A 20,586-nucleotide genomic window follows, 5' to 3' on the forward strand; every position below is an offset into this window, starting at 1 on the left:
GGATCCTCACCGTTCGTCATCGTCGGGGCCGCCGAACGCGGCGTCTTCGAGTTCGCTCAGCACCTGTTCCTCCACCAGGTCCGCCAGGGCGGCCACGGTGCGGGAGACCAGGACGTCGCGGGGGGTGAGCGTGACGCCGAAGGCATCGTTGGCGCGGGAGGCGATCAGCAGGGCGCGCATGGAGTCGCCGCCCAGCAGGAAGAAGTCGTCCGTCACGCCCACGGCCGTCCGGAGGGTCTCGGCCCAGATCCGTGCCACGGCCTCCTCGGTGGGTGTGCGGGGCGCCAGCCGCTCGGCCGGCTCCTCCTCGACCGGTCGGGGCGCGGGCAGCGCTGTGCGGTCGGTCTTGCCGCTCGCGGTGAGCGGGAAGCGGTCGAGGACGGCGAAGGCCGAGGGGACCATGTGGCCGGGCAGCGAGCGGGCGGCCAGCGCGCGCAGTTCGGCGGCGGTCGGCGGTTGGGTGTCGGGGGCGACCAGCAGGTGAGCGACCAGCCGGGGCAGCCCCGGCTCGTCCTCCCGGACGCTCACCACGGCGTCCAGCACGCCCGGGTGGCGGGTCAGCACGGCCTCGACCTCGCCGGCCTCGATCCGGTGGCCGCGCAGTTTGAGCTGGTGGTCGGTGCGGCCCAGGTAGTGCAGCTCGCCGGAGCGGTCCCGGCGCACCAGGTCCCCGGTGCGGTACATCCGGCTGCCGGGCGGCCCGAACGGGTCGGCGGTGAAGCGGGCGGCGGTCAGGCCGGGCCGGCCCAGGTAGCCGCGGGCCAGGGCCGGTCCGCTCAGCCACAGTTCGCCCGGCACGCCGTCGGCGACCGGCCGCAGCCGGGGGTCCAGGACGTACACGCCGGTGGCGGGCAGCGGGCGGCCGATCGGTGGCGCGGCACCGTCCGGCGCCAGTGGGGCGGACCAGGTGGCGACCACGGTGGCCTCGGTGGGGCCGTAGGAGTTGACCATGCGGTGGTGCGGGGCCCAGCGGGCGACGAGTTCGGCGCCGCACGCGTCGGCGCCGACCACCAGGGTCTTCAGCGCGGGCAGGGTGCCGGGGGTGTCGGAGGGCAGGGTGGCGAGGGCGGCCGGGGACAGCAGGGTGTGGGTGATCTGCTTCGCCCGCAGTACCTCGGCCAGTCGGGCGCCGAGCAGCGGTCCGGGTTCGGGCACCACCAGCCGGGCGCCGTGCGGCAGGGCCATGCACAGTTCGAGGACGGAGGCGTCGAAGCTGGGGGTGGCGAAGGCCAGCACCCGGTCCCCCGGGGCGACCCGGTAGTGCTCGGCCTCGGCGGCGGCGAACGCCGCGAGCCCGCGGTGGGTGACGACCACGCCCTTCGGGGTGCCGGTGGAGCCGGAGGTGTAGATGACGTAGGCCGGGTCGTCCAGGTCGAGCGGGCGGGTCCGGTCGGTGTCGGTGGGGCGGTGGTCGGGGGCGCCGTCCGGCGGGGCGGCCAGCAGCGCCGCGACCTCCTTGGCGTCCAGGGTCAGCGCCGGTGCCGCGTCGCGCAGCATCAACTCGACGCGTTCGTCCGGATAGTTGGGGTCGACGGGCAGGAAGGCGGCGCCCGTCTTGGCCACCGCCAGCTGGGCGAGCACGGTGTCCGCCGAGCGCGGCAGCAGCAGGGCGACGACCTCGCCGGGGCCGGCGCCGCGGGCGATCAGCCGGTGGGCCAGCCGGTTGGCGTGCGCCTCCAGCCGGGCGAAGGACAGCTCCTGGCCGTGGGCGCTCAGCGCCGTGGCGGCCGGCCACCGGTCCACGGCGGCCTCGACCAGGGCGGGCAGGGTGGCCGGGGCGGGCGCGTCCAGCGCCGGGCGGGCCGGTCCGCGCAGCAGCCGCTCCCGCTGCCCGGGCGCCAGCACGTCGAGGTCGTCCAGCCGTGTGCTGCCGTCCGCGCCCGCCAACGCGACGATGGTGTGCAGCAGTTGGGCGGCCAGCTGCTCAGCGGTCGCGCGGTCGAGGTAGCGCGGGTCGTGGCCGAGTTCCACGGTGAGCCGCTCGCCGGGCGAAACCACCACGGTGAGCGGGTAGTTGGTGGCCTCCCGGGCGTCCAGCCCGCGGATCAGCAGGCCGTGCGCACCGGCCGTGGCATCGCCGACCGGGTAGTTCTCCAGCACCACCAGGCTCTCGAACAGCGGCGTCCCGGGCGCGACCTGGCTCAACCCGTGCATCTCGGCCAGCGGCAGGTGGTCGTACCGGCGGTCCTCCGCCCGGTCCTCCTGCAGGGCGCGCAGCCAGGCGGCGCACGGCTGCGCCCCGTCGACGGCGACCCGGGCGGGCAGGGTGGTGATGAACAGGCCGATGATGCCGTCCGAGCCGGTCAGCTCGGCCGGGCGCCCGGAGACGGTGGTGCCGAAGCAGACCCGCGACTGCCCGCTCCAGCGCGAGAGCAGCAGCGCCCAGGCGCCCTGCACCAGGGTGTTGAGGGTGAGTCGATGGTGGCGGGCGAAGTCCTGGAGCCGTTCCGTCTCGGCCGCGCTCAGCCGGTGCGACAGCCACTCGCCGGAGCGGGCCGTCTCGCCCTGGGCGGGCCTGCGATCGTAGGGCAGCGCGGTGGGCGCGACGAGGTCCGCGAGCACGCCGCGCCAGTGCTCGGCGGCGGCCGCGGTGTCGCGGGCGGCGAGCCAGGCGACGTAGTCCGCGAAGGGCCGTCGTTCGGGCAGGCCGGGCCGTTCGCCGCGGGTGAGCGCGGCGTGGGCGGCCAGCACGTCCGACAGGACGTGGAAGACGCTCCAGCCGTCCAGCAGGACGTGGTGGAAGGTCCACACCACCCGCACCGCGTCCGGCCCGAGCCGGATCAGGTCGAGCCGCAGCAGCGGGGCCCGGTCCAGGGCGAGCGGGCGGGACCGCTGCTCGGCGAGCAGCCGCTCCAGCCGTGCCTCCCGCTCCGCCTCCGTCAGCCCGCTCCAGTCGTGCTCGGTGGACGGGAGCGTCACCTCCCGGTGGACCACCTGGAGCGGCACGGGCACGCCGTTCAGGGCCACGGCGGTGCGCAGCACGGGGGTGCGGTCGACGACGTGCTGCCAGGCGGCGGCCAGCAGCCGCGGGTCGCGGGCGCCGTCCAGGACGAAGGTGATCTGCTCGACGTACAGGCCGTGTTCGGCCTCGTCGAGGCCGTGCACCACCATTCCGGTCTGGGTGGGAGTGAGCGGCTGGATGTCCGTGACGTCCCGTCCGGTGCCGGCCAGCCGGTCGACCGCCGCCTGGTCCAGGCGGGCCAGCGGGAAGTCGGCGGGGGTGCGACCGCCCGCGCCGGGTTCGGCGCAGTGGCGGACGATCTCCCGCAGCTCGTCGAGGAGTTCGGCGGCGAGCCGGGCGACGGTCGCGCGGTGGTGCACCTCGCGGGAGTACGACCAGGTGAAGGTCAGCCGCCCCGCGCTGACCCGCCCGAGCACGTCCAGCAGGTGGGGCCGGCGCGCGGCGCGGTCCATGCCGCCGGTGAGCGGGCCGTCCGGGGAGTGCAGCAGACCGCCGGGGGCGGGGTGCCAGTCCTGTCGACCCAGGTAGTTGAAGCCGATCTGCGGCAGGTCGGGCAGCTCGGGCTCCGGCCGCAGGTGGCGCAGCGCGCCGTAGCCCAGGCCGCCGTGCGGCACGGCGCGCAGGTTCTCCTTGACGGTCTTCAGCGCGGTGCCGGTGTCGGCGCCCCGGGGCACGTCCAGGACCACGGGGTACATCGCGGTGAACCAGCCGACGGTGCGGGCCAGGTCGACCCCGTCGAACAGTTCCTCCCGGCCGTGGCTCTCCAGGGCGACGGTCACCCGGTCCCGTCCGCTCCAGCGGGCCAGCACCCGGCCCAGGGCGCAGAGCAGGGCGTCGTCTACCCGGGTGCGGTACGCCTCCGGGACGTCCCGCAGCAGCCGGTGGGTGTCCTCGGTGTCCAGCGCGACGGTCAGCGACTCCTCGACGGCGGCGGTGTTGGCGCCGTCGAGGTCTCTCGGCAGGGCGGTCGCGGCCTCGCGGTCCGTGTCGTACCAGTGGGTGCGTTCCCCGTCGAAGCCGCCGGCCTCGGTGTGCGCGGCCAGCCGCTCGGCCCAGGCCCGGAACGAGGTGCTCTTGGGTCCGAGGTCGGGCCGCTGCCCGGCGCGCAGCGCGCGGTGGGCGGTGTCCAGGTCCTCCAGGATCAGCCGCCAGGACACCGCGTCCACCACCAGGTGGTGCGCGGCCAGCAGCAGGACCGGGTGCCGCTCTCCCTCGAAGCGGCACAGCGCGGCCCGCAGCAGCGGTCCGGTGGCCAGGTCGAAGCCGTCGGCGAGGCGCTCGGCCAGCCCGCCCAGCACGGCTTCGCGCCGCTGCGGCGAGCCGGCGGCGGGCAGCCGGTGGGTGCGCAGGTCCGGTGCGTCGCCGGGCGGGGTGCCGTGCTGGCGCCACCGGCCGTCGCCGAGCGGTTCGAACCGCAGGCGCAGCGCGTCGTGCTGTTCCAGGACGGCGGCCAGCGCGACCCGCAGCAGAGTCTCGTCGGTGTCCGGGTCGAGGCGGAAGGAGACCGACTGGGTGAGGCGGGCCGGGTCGCCGCCGAGGGTGTCGAACAGCCAGTGCTGGACGGGGGTGAGCGGGGCCTCGCCGACCACCGGGCCCTGTTCGGCGGCCACTGCCGGGGTCGGTGACTCCTCGGCGGCGAGGGCGAGTTCGGCCAGGGTCTGGTGGGCGAAGAGGTGCCGGGGGGTCAGGGCGAGGCCGACCCGGCGGGCCGCGGAGACGATCTGGATGCCCAGAATCGAGTCGCCGCCGAGCGCGAAGTAGTTGTCGTCGGCGCTCACCTCGGGCACGCCGAGCGTCTCGCACCAGATCGCGGCGAGGGTGCGCTCCGCGTCGGTGCGGGGCGGCCGGGCGCCGGCGGCGGCCGGGGCGGCCCACACCGGCTCGGGCAGGGCCCGCCGGTCGAGCTTGCCGGTGGCGCCGAGCGGCAGCCGCTCCAGCGGCACCACCAGTGCGGGCACCAGGTGGTCGGGAAGGGTGCGCCCGAGGAAGGCGCGCCACTCGGCGGCGTCCGGCAGCGCGCCGTCGCGGGGCACCGCGTAGCCCACCAGGCGCCGGTGGCCGTCGTGTTCGACCACCCGGGCGGCCGCCGCCGACACCCGTGGGTGGCGGGCGAGCGCGGTCTCGACCTCGCCGAGTTCGATCCGGAACCCGCGCACCTTGACCTGGTCGTCCGCGCGGCCGAGGTAGACGAGGTCACCGTCGGCCGTCCAGCGCACCAGGTCGCCGGTGCGGTACATCCGGCGGCCGGCGGGGCCGAACGGGTCGGGCAGGAACCGGGCGGCGGTCAGCCCGGGGCGGCCCAGGTAGCCGCGCGCCACGCCGGTGCCGCCCAGGTACAGCTCCCCCGGCGCGCCGACCGGCACCGGGCGCAGCCGGTGGTCCAGGACGTAGGCCCGGGCACCGCCGACGGGTCGGCCGATCGGCGGGTCGCGGTCGGGGTCGGCGGGGTCGCAGGCGAAGGCGGTGGCGTAGACGGTGGCCTCGGTGGGGCCGTAGATGTTCAGCACCCGGCAGCCGGGGACGGCTTCGCGCAGTCGGCGCACCGTCCGGGCGGGCAGTGCCTCGCCGGCCAGGACGACCGTGTCCGCGCCGAGGTGCACGGCGTCCTCCGCGAGCAGGCCGCCGAGGGCCGAGGGCACGGCGCTGAGCAGGCCGGCCCGGACCGGCCCGGGGCGCTCGGCCAGCGCCAGGAGGTCCGGGACGAGTTCCACGCAGCCGCCGGACAGCAGCGGCGAGAAGATCTCGAACACCGACACGTCGAAGTTCAGCGAGGTGGCGGCGACCACGTGGTGCAGGCCTCGGCCGCCGAACTCGGCCGCCGCCCAGTCGGTCAGGGCGAGCACCGAGGCGTGGGCGACCACCACGCCCTTGGGGCGGCCGGTGGAGCCGGAGGTGTGGATGACGTAGGCGGGGTGCTTCGGCAGCAGGGCGCCGAGCCGCTCCCGCTCGCCCACGGCGTCGCCCGGGGTGGCGGCCAGCCGGGTTGCGCACCCGGGGTCGTCCAGCAGGATCCGGGTGAACGGGCCCTGCGGGATCCGTCCTCGGGTCGCGGTGTCGGTGACCACGGCGTCGGGCCGGACGTCCGCGAAGAGGAACGCGATCCGCTCGGCCGGGTAGCCCGGGTCCACCGGCAGGTAGGCGGCGCCGCTCTTGAGCACCGCCAGCAGGGCCACGGCCAGGTCGGCGGTGCGGGGCAGCGCGAGGGCGACAAACCGCTCGGGGCCCGCGCCGGCCGCGATCAGCAGCCGGGCCAGCCGGTTGGACCGTTCGTCGAGTTCCCGGTAGGTCAGTCGCGCCCCGGCGGAGCGGACGGCCGGGGCGTCGGGCGTCCGGGCGGCCTGCCGGGCGAAGGCCTCGGGCAGGGTGAGCCGCGGTGCCTCGACGACCGCTCCGCCGAAACGTTCCACCAGCTCACGGCCCCGGCCCGGCTCCAGCAGCGGCAGGTCCTCCGCCGACCGGTCGAGGCCGGTCGCCAGCGCCGCCAGCAGGGTCCGCAGGCTCGCCCCGAGCCGCTCGACGGTCCCGGCGTCGAAGAGGGCCGGGTCGTGGTCGAGGTCGACCTCGATGGCCTCGCCGGGGGCCACCACCACGCTGAGCGGGTAGTTGGTCGGTTCCAGGACGCGTTCGGTCGCCACGCCCAGGCCGTGCCGGGTCAGCGTCCCCTCGTCGAAGGGGTAGTTCTCGAAGACCACGATGCTGTCGAACAGGCCGGTGCCACCCGGCAGTTCGCTCCAGGTCTGGAGCTGCGCCAGGGAGACGAAGTCGTACCGGCGGGCCTCCGACTGGGCGTCCTGCAGCTCCCGCAGCCAGTCCAGCAGCGGGCGCCGGGCGTCGATCCGCACCCGGGTGGGCAGGGCGTTGATGAACAGGCCCACCATCGCGGTCACGCCCGGGAGTTCGGCCGGCCGGCCGGAGACGATCGTGCCGAACACCACGTCGTCGCCGCCGCCGTAGCGGGAGAGCAGCAGCGCCCAGGCGCCCTGCAGCACGGTGTTGACGGTCAGGCCCGCCTGCCGGGCGGTCGTCCGCAGCCGCTCCGACAGCTCGGCGCCGAGGCTCACCCGCACCGACGCGGTGGAGGAGGCGCGGTGGGCCTCGGCCGGGCGGCGGTCCCGGGGCAGTTCGGTGGGGGCGGGGAAGCCCGCCAGGGTGTCGCGCCAGTACCGCTCGGCCCGGGCCGGATCCTGTTCGGACAGCCAGCGCAGGTAGTCGCCGAAGGGGGCGCGTTCGGTGAGCCTCGGCTGCTGCCCGGTGGTCAGCGCGGCGTACCGCTCGCACACCTCGTCGAAGACCTGGGCGGCGCTCCACCCGTCGAGCAGGACGTGATGGAAGGTCCACAGCACCCGCACCCGGGTCGGGGTCAGCCGGACCAGGGACAGCCGCATCAGCGGGGCGGTGCCCAGGTCGATGCCGGCCTGCCGGTCCTCGGCGAGCAGCCGGGCCGTCTCCCGCTCGACGCGGTCGGCCGGCCAATCCGTCCAGTCGTGGTAAATCACCGGGACCGTCACCCGCGGCTGGACGACCTGGAGCGGCTCGGCGGTGTCCTGCCAGGTGAGCCGGGTGCGCAGCACCGGGTTGGCGTCGGCGGTCCGCTGCCAGGCCTCGGCCAACGCCTGCGGGTCGGTGACCCCGGACAGGACCAGCTGGACCTGGTTGAGGTAGGTGCGGCCGTCCGGGTCGAGCAGGCTGTGGAAGAGCATGCCCGCCTGCATGGGCGTCAGCGGGTACAGGTCCGCGACGGCGCGGCCGTCCCCGGCGATCCGGTCCACCGCCGCCTGGTCCAGGCGGGCCAGCGGGAAGTCCGCGGGGGTGCGGCCGCCGGCGTCCGGGCGGGCGCAGTGGGCGACGATCCCCTCCAGCGCGCGGAGCACGGCGTCCGCGAGTTCGGTGACGGTCTGTTCACGGTGCCGGCCGGCGCTGTAGTACCAGCTGATCTCCAGCTCGTCGCCGTCGACCCGGGCGACCACGTCCAGCAGGTGCGGGCGCTCCGTACCGGGCGCCTCCGCGCCGCCGAGGCCACCGGGGACGGCGCGCACCAGCGCGGCGCCGTCCGCGGACCAGTCGAAGCGGCCCAGGTAGTTGAAGGTGATGCCGGGGGCCGGCGCGTCCGCCAGCCCCTCGTCCCGGGCGAGGTGGCGCAGCGCGCCGTACCCGACGCCGCGGTCCGGCACCGCCCGCAGCTGCTCCTTGACGGCCTTCAGCGCGGTGCCCCAGTCCCCGTCCGGGACGGCCAGGGCGACCGGGTGGAGGGAGGTGAACCAGCCGACCGTACGGGACAGGTCGAGGTCCTCGAACAGCCGGTCCTCGCGGCCGTGCCCCTCCAGTCCGATCGCGACGGTGCGCCGCCCGGTCCAGTCGGCCAGCACCCGGCCCAGGGCGGTGAGCAGGACGTCGTCGATCCGGGTGCGGTAGACCCCGGGGACCTCGCGCAGCAGGCCGTCGGTGCGCTCGCGGTCCAGCCGGACCGTCACGCTGCGCAGGTCGGCGGCGGTGTTGCCGCCGTCGCAGTCCACCGGGAGCGGGGTCGCGCAGGCCCGGGCGGCGGCCGCCCAGTGGGCGCGCTGGTCGGCGAAGCCGCCGCCCGCGGTGTGCTCGGCCAGGCGGCGGGTCCACTCCCGGACGGAGGTGGTGCGGGCGGGCAGCCGCAGCGGCCGGCCCTCCACGGCCTGCCGGTAGGCGGTCTCCAGGTCCTCCAGCAGCACCCGCCAGGAGACGCCGTCGACCACCAGGTGGTGGACGGCGAGCAGCAGCCGGGCGGGCCGGGTGCCGTCGGTGGCCTCGGGGGTGGGGACCAGCAGGCGGGCGGTGAGCAGCGGTCCCGCGGCCAGGTCGAACCCGGCGTGGGCGGCCTCGGTGACGGCGGCCTCGTCGCCGAGGTCGTGGACCTCCAGCAGGTCGGGGGCGGCGCTGTCCGCCGGGGCGCAGTGCTGCTGCCAGGTCCCGTCCGCCCCGGCGGTGAACCGGCAGCGCAGGGCGTCGTGGTGGGCCCACAGGGCCGTGAGCGCGCGGCGCAGCGCCTCCGGGTCGACCGGGCCGGGCGTCTCCACGACCACGGACTGGTTGAAGTACCCGGCGTACGGCGGGTGCGGGTCGAGGAACCAGCGCTGGATGGGCGTCAGGCCGACCTCGCCGCCGACCGACTCGGTGCCGGCCACGGCGACGACGGTGCCGGCGGCCGCGGCCAGCGCGGCCACGGTGGGGTGGCGGAACAGGTCGCGGGGGGAGAGCGCGAGGCCGGCGGCCCGGGCGCGGGAGACGACCTGGATGCTGAGGATCGAGTCGCCGCCGAGCAGAAAGAAGTCGTCGTCGACCCCGACCCGTTCCACGCCGAGCAGTTCGGCCCAGATCGCCGCGAGAAGGCGTTCGGTGTCGGTGCCCGGGGCGCGGTGGACGCGCTCCCCGGCCGCCGACCAGTCGGGGGCGGGCAGCCGTCGGCGGTCCACCTTGCCGTTGGCCGTCAGCGGGAGTTCGGGCACCGTGACGAAGGCCGCGGGCAGCATGTAGTCGGGCAGGTCGGCCGCCAAGTGGGCGCGCAGCGCGGCGGCGGCGGGCGGCTCGGCGCCGTCCGCCGGCACCAGGTGGGCGACCAGCCGCTTGCGGCCCGCGTCCTCGTGCAGCGAGACGACGGCCTCGGCGACGGCCGGGTGGGCGGTGAGCCGGGCCTCGATCTCGGCGGGTTCCACGCGGAAGCCGCGGATCTTGATCTGGTCGTCCGCGCGGCCCACGAAGTGCAGTTCGCCGTCCTCGCTCCACCGGGCGGTGTCGCCGGTGCGGTACATCCGGCTGCCGGGCGGCCCGAAGGGGTCGGCGAGGTAGCGGGCGGCGGTCTCGCCGGGCCGGCCCGCGTAGCCCCGGGCCAGTCCGGCGCCGGCGATGTACAACTCCCCGGTGATGCCGGGTGGTTGAGGCTGGAGCACACCGTCCAGAAGATACACCCGGGTGTTGTCCAGCGGGCGTCCGATCGGCAGCACGGCGGGCAGCGGGTCGCCGGCGCGGAAGGCCCGCCGGGTGGCGAAGGTGGTGGTCTCGGTCGGGCCGTAGCCGTCCACCACGGTGAGGTCGGGGCAGGCCTCCAGGACCTTGCGCACGACCGCGCCCGGCACCGCCTCGCCGCCGGTCCACACCTCGCGGGCGCCGCGCAGGCAGCCCGGGTCCTCCTGGGCGAGGAGGCGGAACAGCCCGGCGGTCAGCCACAGGCAGCGCACGCCCCGCTCGGTGACGGCGCGGCGGACGGCGGCGGCGTCCAGGTCCCCCGGCGGGGCCAGGACGGCGGTGCCGCCGCGCAGCAGCGGCACCCAGAGCTCGTAGGTGGCTGCGTCGAAGGCGTGCGGGGAGTGCACCAGCACCCGGTCGTGGTCGGCGAAGGCGCGGTCCCGGGCGAGCGCGGCGACATCGCGCTGACGCACCGCGACACCCTTGGGGGTGCCGGTGGAGCCCGAGGTGAACATCAGGTACTGGAGCTGGTCGGGGTGGACCGCCGCGAGGGCGGGCTGCGGCCGCTCGCCGGGGTCGGGCCGGTCGACCCGCAACACCCCTTCCGCCGGGAGCAGTTCGACGGCCGTCGGGGCCCAGTCCTCGTCGGTGAGCAACAGGTCCGCGCCCGCCTCGGCCAGCATGCGGTGCAGCCGCTCGCGCGGCGCCCGGCCGTCCAGCGGCACATAGACGCCGCCGGCGCGGACCAGGGCCAGCTGGACGGTGACCAGGGCGACGGACCGGTTCATCAGCACGCCGACCGGGCGCTCGGCGGCGACTCCGAGCGCGGCCAGCCGTCCGGCCAACACGGCCGCGCGGGCGTCGAGTTCACGGTAGCTGAGGTGCTCGTCCGCGGCCTCCAGGGCGATCGCGTCGGGGGTGCGGCGCACCTGCTCGGCGAAGAGCTCGGCGACGCTGCGCCCGGGGCGCTCGACGGCCGTGTCGTTCCAGTCGGCGAGGATCCGCCGGCGCTCCCCGGCGGTCAGCAGCGGCAGTCGCGCGGGCGGGCGCCCGGCCCCCTCGGGCATGCCGGTCAGCAGGGCCGTGAGCTGCCCGGCCATCCGCCGGACCGTGTCGGCGTCGAACAACCGCGGGTCGTAGCACAGGCGCAGGTCCAGTTCGGGCCCCGGGTGGGCCAGCAGGGTGAGCGGGTAGTTGGTGGTCTCGATGCCGTCCAGCTCGCGCAGGCGCAGGCCGTGCCCGGCGGCCGCTTCGGCGTCGACCGGGTAGTTCTCGACGACCACGATGCTGTCGAACAGGGCGCTCTGCTCGGGGAGTTCGGTGGCGGCGCGCAGGCGGGTGAGCGGGACGAAGCCGTGCCGCCGGTCCTCGCTCTGCTCCTCCTGCAGCTCCCGGAGCCAGTCCAGCAGGCTCCGGTCGGCGGGCACCGCGGTCCGGGTGGGCAGGGTGGTGATGAACAGGCCGGTCATCGCCTCGACCCCGGGCAGCTCGGGCGGGCGCCCGGACACGGTGGTGCCGAACACCACCTCGTCCCGGTTCGCCTGACGGCCCAGCAGGATCGCCCACGCGCCCTGGACCAGGGTGCCCAGGGTGAGGCCCGAGGTCCGCGCGAGCCCCTCCAGCGCCCGGGTCGCGTCGGCGGTCAGCGTGAACGGCACGGCCTGGGTGGACTCCGCGCGGTGGCTCCGCAGCGGCTCGCGGTCGTAGGGCAGCGGCGTCGCCTCGGTCAGCCCGGCGAGGCGTCGGCGCCAGTACTCCTCCGCCTCCGCCGGGTCGCGTTCGCGCAGCCAGGCCACGTAGTCGCGGTAGGGCCGGCGGTCCGGCACGGTGCCGTACGGGACCTCCGCCGTGCCGGACCCGGACCGGGCCAGGGCCGCGTGGACGGCGAAGACGTCGGACAGCACCTGGAAGAGGCTCCAACCGTCCAGGATCAGGTGGTGGAAGGACCAGAGCACCCGCACGCGGGTGTCGGAGAGGCGGATGAGCACCAGGCGCTGGAGCGGGGCACTCGCCAGGTCGAGGCCCCGGGCCCGGTCGCGGTCCAGGAGGTCGGCCAGTCGGCCGCGGTGCTCCCGCTCGGGGATCTCGCGCCAGTCCAGCCGGGTCACCGGCACGGTCGCCCGGCGCCGCACCACCAGCAGCGGCTCGGGGACGTCCTGCCAGCGGACGTGGGCGCGCAGCACCGAGGCGCGGTCGCTCACCCGCTGCCAGGCGGCGGCCAGCGTCCCGGGGTCGGGCACGCCGTCCAGGACGAAGTCCAGCTGCTGGAAGTAGGCGCCGCTGTCCTCCTCGGCGAGGCCGTGGAAGAGCATGCCGGACTGGGTGGGCGTCAGCGGGAGGACGTCCTCCACCGCGCCCGGGTCGTCCCCGGTGATCCGGTCCACGGCTGCCTGGTCGAGCCGGGCCAGCGGGAAGTCGGACGGGGTGCGTCCGGCGGCGCCCGGGCGGGCCGCGTGGCGGGCGAGGTCGGCCAGTTCCGCGGCGAACCGTTCCGCCAAGGCCTCGACGGTGGCGCGCCGGTGCCGCCCCTCGGCGTAGAACCAGGTGAACTCCAGCGCGTCGCCGTCGAGTTGCCCGACCACCTCCAGGGCGTGCGGGCGCCCGGCGCTCGGGTCGGCGTCCAGTTCCAGGGCCCGGAAGGTGCTGCGGTACAGCCCGGCGGTGTCGTCCGGGTCGTCCTGGACGTCCATCCGGCCGAGGTAGTTGAAGCTGATCCGCGCGGCCGGGGTGTCCGGGGCCGTCCCGGGGCGCCCCAGGTGGCGCAGCACGTCGAAGCCGAGGCCGCGGCGGGGAACGGCGCGCAGCTGTTCCTTGACCTGCTTGAGGACGGTGTCCCAGTCGGCCTCAGCGGGCACGGCCAGTGCGACGGGGTGCCGGGTGGTGAACCAGCCGACGGTGCGGCTGACGTCGAGGTCGGCGAAGAGCTCCTCGCGCCCGTGCCCCTCGACGTCCACCACGACCCGGTCCAGCCCGCCGGCCGCGCACAGGGCCCGGCCGAGGGCGCTGAGCAGCACGTCGTTGGCCTGGGTGCGGTAGGTGTCGGGCAGGGTGCGCAGCAGGGCGGCGGTGTCGGCGGGGCTGAGGCGTACGGTCACCGAGCGGGCCGAGGCGTAGCCGTCGGGGCCGGTCAGCTCGTCCGGGAACGGGCCGGCCTCGCGCGCCTCGTCCGCCTCGGCTCCGCCGTCCCCGTCGCCCCCGTCGCCCCTGTCGCCCCTGTCGCCCGAGTCGGGCGGCGCCGGGAGGGCCCGCGCCCAGTACTCCGTCTCGTCCTCGAAGCCGCCCGTGGCGGCGAACGCGCCGAGCCGCTCGGCCCACTGGCGCAGCGGCGAGGACTTCGCCGGCAGCACCGCCGCCGCGTCGCGCCCGTCGCGGCGGGCCCGGTAGGCGGCGTCAAGGTCCGCCAGCAGCACCCGCCAGGAGACCCCGTCGACCACCAGGTGGTGGACGGCCAGGTGCAGGACCGGCGCCAGCCCGGCCCCGCGCTCGTGCAGCACGGCGCGCAGCAGCGGCCCGCCGCTCAGCTCGAAGGGGCCGAAGTGCGGGCTGTCGCCGTCCGGTCCGGTGTGGCGGCCCAGCCGGATCCGGGGCGCCCGGTCGTCGATGTGCCAGTGCACGTCGGCGGCGGCGCCGGCCGGGCCGTCGGGGGCCGTGAAGACCGAGCGCAGGGCGTCGTGGTGGGCGACCAGGTCGTTCAGGGCGGCCTCCAGCGCCGCCGGGTCCGGGTCGTCCCGCAGGAGGAGGGAGAGCACCTGGTTGAAGTGGCCGGCGCGGCCGGCGGCCCGGTCGAACCACCAGCGCTGGATCGGGGTCAGCACGCCGGTCCCGGTCGCGGCCACCGGGGCGGGGGCGGCCGGCCGTTCGGCGGCGTCCGCGCAGCGGGCCAGCGCGGCGACCGTCTGATGCCGGTAGAGGTCCCGGGAGGTCACCGGCAGCCCGCTCTGCCGGGCCCGGGCCACCACCTGGATGCCGAGGATGGAGTCGCCGCCGAGGTCGAAGAAGTTGTCGTCCGCGCCGACGCGTTCCAGCCGCAGCACCTCCGCCCAGATGACGGCGAGCGCGCTCTCGGTGGGGGTGCGGGGGGCGACGTGACGGACGGCGGGCACGGCGGGGCCCGGGTCGGGAAGCCGGCCGCGGTCGAGCTTGCCGTTGGGGTTGAGCGGCAGGGCCGGCAGCGGCACGACCGTCGAGGGGACCAGGTAGTCGGGCAGGGCCAGGCCGAGCGCCCGGCGCACCGCCTCCGGTTCCACCCGGCCTCCCGGGACGGGCACCACATAGCCGACCAGGCGCCGGGGGCCGTCCCCCTCGTAGACGGTGGCGGCGGCCTCCGCGACGCCCTCGCAACGCCGCAACGCCTCCTCCACCTCGCCCAGTTCGATCCGGAAGCCGCGGACCTTGACCTGCTGGTCGCTCCGGCCGAGGTACTCCAGGTCGCCGTCGGCGTTCCAGCGCACCAGGTCCCCGGTGCGGTACATCCGCTCCCCCGGCAGGCCGTACGGGTCGGCGACGAACCGGGCGGAGGTCAGCCCGGCGCGGCCCAGGTAGCCGCGTGCCAGGCCGCCGCCACCGAGGTACAACTCGCCTACCACACCTGGGGGTTGCGGGCGCAGCGCGGAGTCGAGGACATAGGCCCGGGTCCGGGCGATCGGTCGGCCAATCGGCGGCGCCTGCTCCGGCAGCCGGTCACCGGCGAACCAGGCCGTGGCGTACACGGTGGCCTCGGTGGGGCCGTAGACGTTGGCGATCGCGCTGCCGGGCAGGGCGTCGCGCAGGTCGCGCAGCGCCTGGGCGGAGAGGGCCTCGCCGGCCAGCACGGCGGTGTCGGCGTCGACCGCGGCGGCGCCGCCGGTGATCAGCCGGGAGATCACCGAGGGCACCCCGCTGACCAGGCCGACCTGCCGCGGGACGGGCTCGTCGGCGAGGGCGGACAGGTCGGCGACCAGTTCGACGGTCCCGCCCGCCAGCAGCGTGCAGAGCAGTTCGAAGACCGACACGTCGAAGTTGAGCGAGGTGGCGGCGACCACATGGTCCAGCCCGCCGGGCCCGAACCGCTCCAGCGCCCAGCGGGCGAACTCGACGACGCTGCGGTGGGTGACCACGACGCCCTTGGGCCGGCCGGTCGACCCCAAGGTGTAGATGACGTACGCGGGGTGCTCCGGCAGCAGCGGGCCCAGCCGGTCGGCGTCCGTCGGATCGGTGTCCGTCGGATCGGTGTCCGTCGAGTCGGCGAGGTCGGCGAGGCCGCCGGAGTCGGCGAAGCCCGCGGCGGCGCAGTCCTCCAGCAGCAGGACGGGGCAGTCCTCGGGCAGCGCGGCCGCCGTCTCCCGGGTGGCGAGGACCAGGGCGGGCCCGGCGTCCCCCAGCATGAAGCGGACCCGCTCGGCCGGGTAGCCGGGATCCACCGGCAGGTACGCCGCGCCCGACTTCAGCACCGCCCACAGCACCGACGGCAGTTCGGCGGAGCGGGGCAGGCAGACCGCGACCAGCCGCTCCGGTCCCGCGCCGCGGGAGACCAGCAGCCGCGCGAGGCGGTTGGCGCGCCGGTTCACCTCCGCGTAGTCCAGCCGCACCGGGCCGCAGACCACGGCGGTCCGCTCGGGGGTACGGGCCGCGCTCGCCTCGAACAGCCCGGGCAGCACGGTGTCCGGGAGGTCGCACCGGGTACGCGCGGGCGGGTTCCAGGCGTCGATCAGGGTGCGCTGCTCCTCCTCGGAGAGCATGGGGAGTTCGGCGAGGGTGCGCTGCGGTCCGTCGGCCATCCCCGCCAGCAGGCGGTGCAGGTGGCGGGTCATCCGGGCCACGGTGCGCCGGTCGAACAGGTCCGTGTTGTACTCCACGGTGAGCGCGCAGCCGCCGGCGTCCTCCGGGGTGAACTCCAGCACCAGGTCGAACCGGGCGGCCGGGCGGGGCAGCGGGTGGTCCTCGAAACGCAGGCCTCCGGCAGGCGGCGGCGTGGTGCCGGCCTGCTGGACGACCAGGACCTGGACCAGCGGGGTCCGGCTGGGGTCCCGGGGCGGGGCCAGTTCCTCGACCACCCGGTCGAACGGCACCGCGGCGTGGGCGAAGGCGTCCAGCAGGGTCGTGCGCACGCTCTCGACGAACCGGTCGACGGTGGCCTTCCCGTCCACGTCGGCGCGCAGCACCACGGTGTTGACGAAGAAGCCGGTCACCTCCTCCAGCTCCCGGCGGTCGCGCCCGTTGGTCACGGTGCCGAACACCACGTCCCGCTGGCCGGAGTAGCGCGAGAACAGCAGCGCGGACGCCCCGGCGAACAGGGTGAACACCGTCGTGCCGCGCCCCGCGGCCAGGTGCCGCAGCCGGGCCGTCAGGTCGGCCGGGAGGTGGTGGCGGTGCGCCGCGCCGGCGGTGGTGCGCAGCGCGGGCCGGGGCCGGTCGGTGGGCAGTTGCAGGGGCTGCAGGTCCGCCAGGCACCGCTTCCAGTAGGCGAGGTCCGCCGTGTCCGCGGGTCCGCCCCCGGCGGCCCGGCGGCGCTGTTCCCAGGCCGCGAAATCGGGGTACTGGAGGGCGGGCACGGGCAGCCCGTCCGCCTCGCCGGAGACCTCCGCCCGGTAGAGCGCGGCCAGTTCGCGGGTGAGGACGCCCACCGACCAGCCGTCGGTGATGATGTGGTGCTGCCCCACCAGCAGCAGGTGTTCCTCGGCGGTGAGCCGGATCAGCAGCGCCCGGGCGAGCGGGCCGTCCGTCAGGTCGTAGGGGCGGCTCAGCTCCTCGGCCAGCAGGCGGTCGGCCGCCTCGGCGCGTTCCGGCGCGGGCAGAGCGCCGAGGTCGGCGGTGCGCAGGTGCAGGGCGCCGGCCTCGGCGACGCACTGGACGAGCTGCCCGTCGACGGTGGCGAAGGTGGTGCGCAGCGAGTCGTGGCGGGCCGCGAGCCGGCCCAGCGCCCGGCCCAGGGCCTCGGCGTCGGGTGTTCCGTGCAGCCGCAGGGCGACGCCGGTGTTGTACTCGCTTCCGCCGGCGGTGAGGTCGTCGAGGAACCAGAGCCGTCGCTGGGCGCTGGACAGCGGCAGCGGCGCGTCGCGCGGGGCGGGCGGGATCGGCTCCGGCGGCGCGGCGGCGTGCTGGTTGTCCAGCAGCTGGGCGAGGGCGGCGACGGTGCGCGCGGTGAAGACGTCCCGGAGGGTGAGCCGGGCGCCCAGCCGCTCCGCGATCCGGGTCAGGGTGCGGGCGGCGAGGATCGAGTCGCCGCCGAGGTCGAAGAAGTCGTCCGTCACCCCGACGGCGTCGACGCCCAGGACCTGGGCCCAGACGGCCGCCAGGGTGCGTTCGCGCTCGGTGCGGGGTTCGGCGGGTGCGGCCGTGGTCGGACGGGCGGGCGCCGGCAGCGCCCGCTGGTCGATCTTGTGCTGCGGGGTGAGCGGCAGCGCGGCCAGCACGAGGACGGCGGACGGCACCAGGTGGGCCGGCAGGGCTGCGGCCAGGGCCGCGCGCAGCGCCGCCGGGTCGGGGGTGCGCTCCGGGTCGGCGGGCGTGACGTAGCCGACCAGCCGCTCCCGGCCCAGCTCGTCCTCCCGGACCACGACGACGGCCTGGTCGACGTCGGGGTGCGCCCGCAGGGCGGCCTCGACCTCCCCCGGTTCGATGCGGAAGCCGCGGATCTTCACCTGCCGGTCGAGTCGGCCGAGGAACTCCAGTTCCCCGTCGACTCTCCGGCGGGCCCGGTCGCCGGTGCGGTAGAGCCGGGCCCCGGGCGGTCCGAAGGGGTCGGCGACGAAGCGGGCGGCGGTCAGACCGGGGCGGCCCAGGTAGCCGCGGGCGACGCCTTCCCCGCCGATGTACAACTCGCCATCGACACCCGGCGGCTGGGGCCGCATGGCGTCGTCCAGTAGGTACGCCCGGGCGTACGGCAGCGCGTCGCCGATGGTCGGGGTGCCACTGCCGGCGGTCAGCGGCCCGGTCCAGGTGGCGACGATGGTGGCCTCGGTCGGGCCGTAGGAGTTGACCATGCGTCGGCCGGGCGCCCAGCGGTCGACCAGGTCGGCGGGGCAGGCCTCGGCTCCGACGATCAGGGTGCGCAGGTGGCGGCCCGCTCCGGCGGGCACGGTGGCCAGCGCCGCCGGCGGGATGAGGGCGTGGGTGATGTGGTGGTCGTCCAGCACGGCGGCGAGTTCGTCGCCCAGCCACGGGCCGTCCGGTGGGATCACCAGGGTGGCACCGGCCAGGACGGAGATGAACAGTTCCAGGACGGAGGCGTCGAAGCTGGGCGAGGAGAACTGCAGCACCCGGTCGCCCGGGCGCACGGCGTACCGCTCGACGGCCGCCTCGGTGAACCCGCCGATCCCACGGTGGGTGACGACCACGCCCTTGGGTGTCCCGGTGGAGCCCGAGGTGTAGATCACGTAGGCCGCGTGGTCGAGGCCGGTCGCGGCGCCGAGCACCTCCGGGGTGTCCGGGGCGCCGGTCCCGGCCTCCAGTACCGCGCGGACCCGGGCCGGATCGTCCAGGACCACGGCGGGCGCGGCGTCGGCGAGCATCAGCGCCCGCCGCTCGGCGGGGTAGCCGGGGTCCACGGGCAGGAAGGCGGCGCCCGTCCGCACCACGGCGAGCTCGGCGGCGACGAGTTCCATCGAGCGCGGCAGGACCAACGCCACCGTCCGTTCCGTCCCGGTGCCGCGCCGTCCCAGGTCTCGGGCCAGCCGGTCGACCCGGTCCGCCAGGTCCCGGTAGGTCCAGGTGCGCCGCCCGTCGGTCACCGCGGGGGCGTGCGGGGTGCGGGTCACCCGGGCGGCGAACAGCTCGTCGAGCGTCCGGTGCGCCGGCGACGGGGGCGCGTCGCCGCGCGGCGCTGCGGTGGCGTCGCCGGCCCGCGACGGGGCGGACGTGCGCACGGGCTGGGCAGGCCGGTCGGCCATGGCGGAAGATCCTTCCGGACGGGGAGAGGATGCGACGCGGGCACCCGGGCGGGCGGGAACGGCCCCGGGGTCCGCGGGAACGGTGTGACGGCGGCGCGGGCGTGCCGGGGGTGAGCCCGGTACGGGAGAGGCGGTGCGGGCGTGCCGGGGGTGAGCCCGGTACGGGGAGCGGCCCGGACTGCTCAGGCGGGGTCGACCCGCCGTGCGGTGCGCCCGGAGACCTGCACCCGGTCGATCGCCCCGGTGCCGGGGTCCCGGTGGAAGCGTCCGCCGGGTTCGGGGCGGCCGGTGTCGGGGGCGAGCAGGTCGTAGGAGAGGTCGGCGAAGCAGCGCATCGGAATCGGCAGGTCGCCGTCCACGGAAAGGGTCGAGGATCCGTCGCGGGCCGGCTCGACGCGGTAGCGGATCCCACCGTTGACGTAGCTGCCCGCGCACTCGGGCAGGACGACCGGGTCGCCCGAGGCGGCGGGTGCGACCGCGGCGGGCACCCGGAGGTCGATCAACTCGGCCAGGTCTTCGGCGAGTTCGCGCCAGAGCGCGGTGGCAGCCCCGGCGTTGCCGGTGAAGGCGACCACCACACCGCTGTCCGGTTCGACCCGCAGATGGCAGGAGGTACCCAGGGCGTTGCCGTCGTGCCCCCACCACGGCCGCTCGTCCTGGCGGTAGAGGGCCAGGCCCGGCCCCCAGCCGTCGGCGAGCGCACCCGGCCGGGCGGCGGGCTGCGGGCGGCACATCCCGTCGGCGACGGCCTCCGGCAGGACGGCGCCGCGGCCGGCCAGGGCGGCACCGAGCGCGGCCAGGTCCAGGGCGCTCAGCAGCAGGGCTCCGGCCGGCGCCTCCAGTGGGGCGAGGTTCTGCGCGACCGGGCGGACCCGGCCGGTCGCGGTGTTGAGCGCGTGGCCGACGGCGACCGGGCGCACGGCGGCGGGCGCGCCGATGAAGGCGGGCGCGGTACCGAGCGGGTCGAGCAGCAGGGTGCGGACCGCCTCGAGCCAGGGCATCCCGGTCACCGTCTCCACCAGGCGCCCGGCGGCGACGTAGCCGGCGTTGGAGTAGGAGAAGTCGGTTCCGGGCGGGAACAGCTCGTCGTCGGCGGTGCACACGGACGCCAGGTAGTGCGCCGCGGTGGTCCGGGCGGCCGCGTCGGAGTCCGGTCCGGTGGGCAGCCCCCCGGTGTGGCTGAGCAGGTGGCGAATCGTTACTTCAGGCATCCGTCGGAGTTCGGGGAGGTGATCGGCGACCCGGTCGTCGAGGTCGAGGTCGCCGTCGTCGGCGAGGAGCATCACCAGGGCGGCCGTGTAGGGCTTGGTGAGCGAACCCACCGGCACGGCGGTGTCCGCGGTGAAGAGCGCGCCGGTGGCGGCGTCGGCCACACCGGTGTGCAGGACGACGGTCTCCGGACCGGTGTCCACCACCAGCTGCGCGCCGGGCACCCGGTGCGTGCACGCGAGCATGTCGAGCCGGTGTTGCAGTTCACGTCGTGAAGGGACCGGCGCGCGCTCACGGACCGGCACGGAGACGGAGTACGGCATTGGCGGAAGCTCCCGTTGACTGGCTCTCGGGCGCGGACGCGGCAGACGCCCGCGGATGAATTCCGGATTACTGAAGTGCGCCCGGCGCATTTTCCGGTCGCCCGCGCCCCCGGCTCGCGACTCGCGACTCGCGAGAACAATGGGAATGCCCGGGTGGGTCACGGCGCGGCGCAGCACCCACTCGGGCGGGGAACCGTTCCGGCCCGCCTCGACGCACACCTCGGCCGGACAACACGAATGCACCGCAATCCGCGACACCGCGGAAACGGTGAACGACCGAATGCGCTTACCC

Annotated in this window: 2 protein-coding genes; both read right to left on the reverse strand. The window is 76.3% G+C overall.

Going from position 1 to position 20,586, the window contains the following annotated elements; translation table 11 throughout:
- Positions 1-6: 6 nt before the first annotated feature.
- The gene (locus ACIRYZ_RS13145; protein WP_402942965.1) at positions 7-18,762 is read right to left on the reverse strand and encodes a non-ribosomal peptide synthase/polyketide synthase; all 18,756 of its coding nucleotides are present in this window, start codon (positions 18,760-18,762) and stop codon (positions 7-9) included.
- A gap of 182 nt (positions 18,763-18,944) precedes the next feature.
- On the reverse strand, positions 18,945-20,216 hold the full coding sequence (locus tag ACIRYZ_RS13150) for a serine hydrolase domain-containing protein (RefSeq protein WP_402942968.1): 1,272 nt from the start codon (positions 20,214-20,216) through the stop codon (positions 18,945-18,947).
- Between the last annotated feature and the right edge of the window lie 370 nt (positions 20,217-20,586).

The sequence above is a fragment of the Kitasatospora sp. NPDC101155 genome, assembly GCF_044768305.1.
GTDB lineage: Bacteria > Actinomycetota > Actinomycetes > Streptomycetales > Streptomycetaceae > Kitasatospora.

Bases quoted from the DNA above. Each gene is read 5' to 3' on its own strand.
- ACIRYZ_RS13145 (WP_402942965.1), bottom strand. From the start codon at position 18,762: ATGGCCGACCGGCCTGCCCAGCCCGTGCGCACGTCCGCCCCGTCGCGG.
- ACIRYZ_RS13150 (WP_402942968.1), bottom strand. From the start codon at position 20,216: ATGCTCGCGTGCACGCACCGGGTGCCCGGCGCGCAGCTGGTGGTGGAC.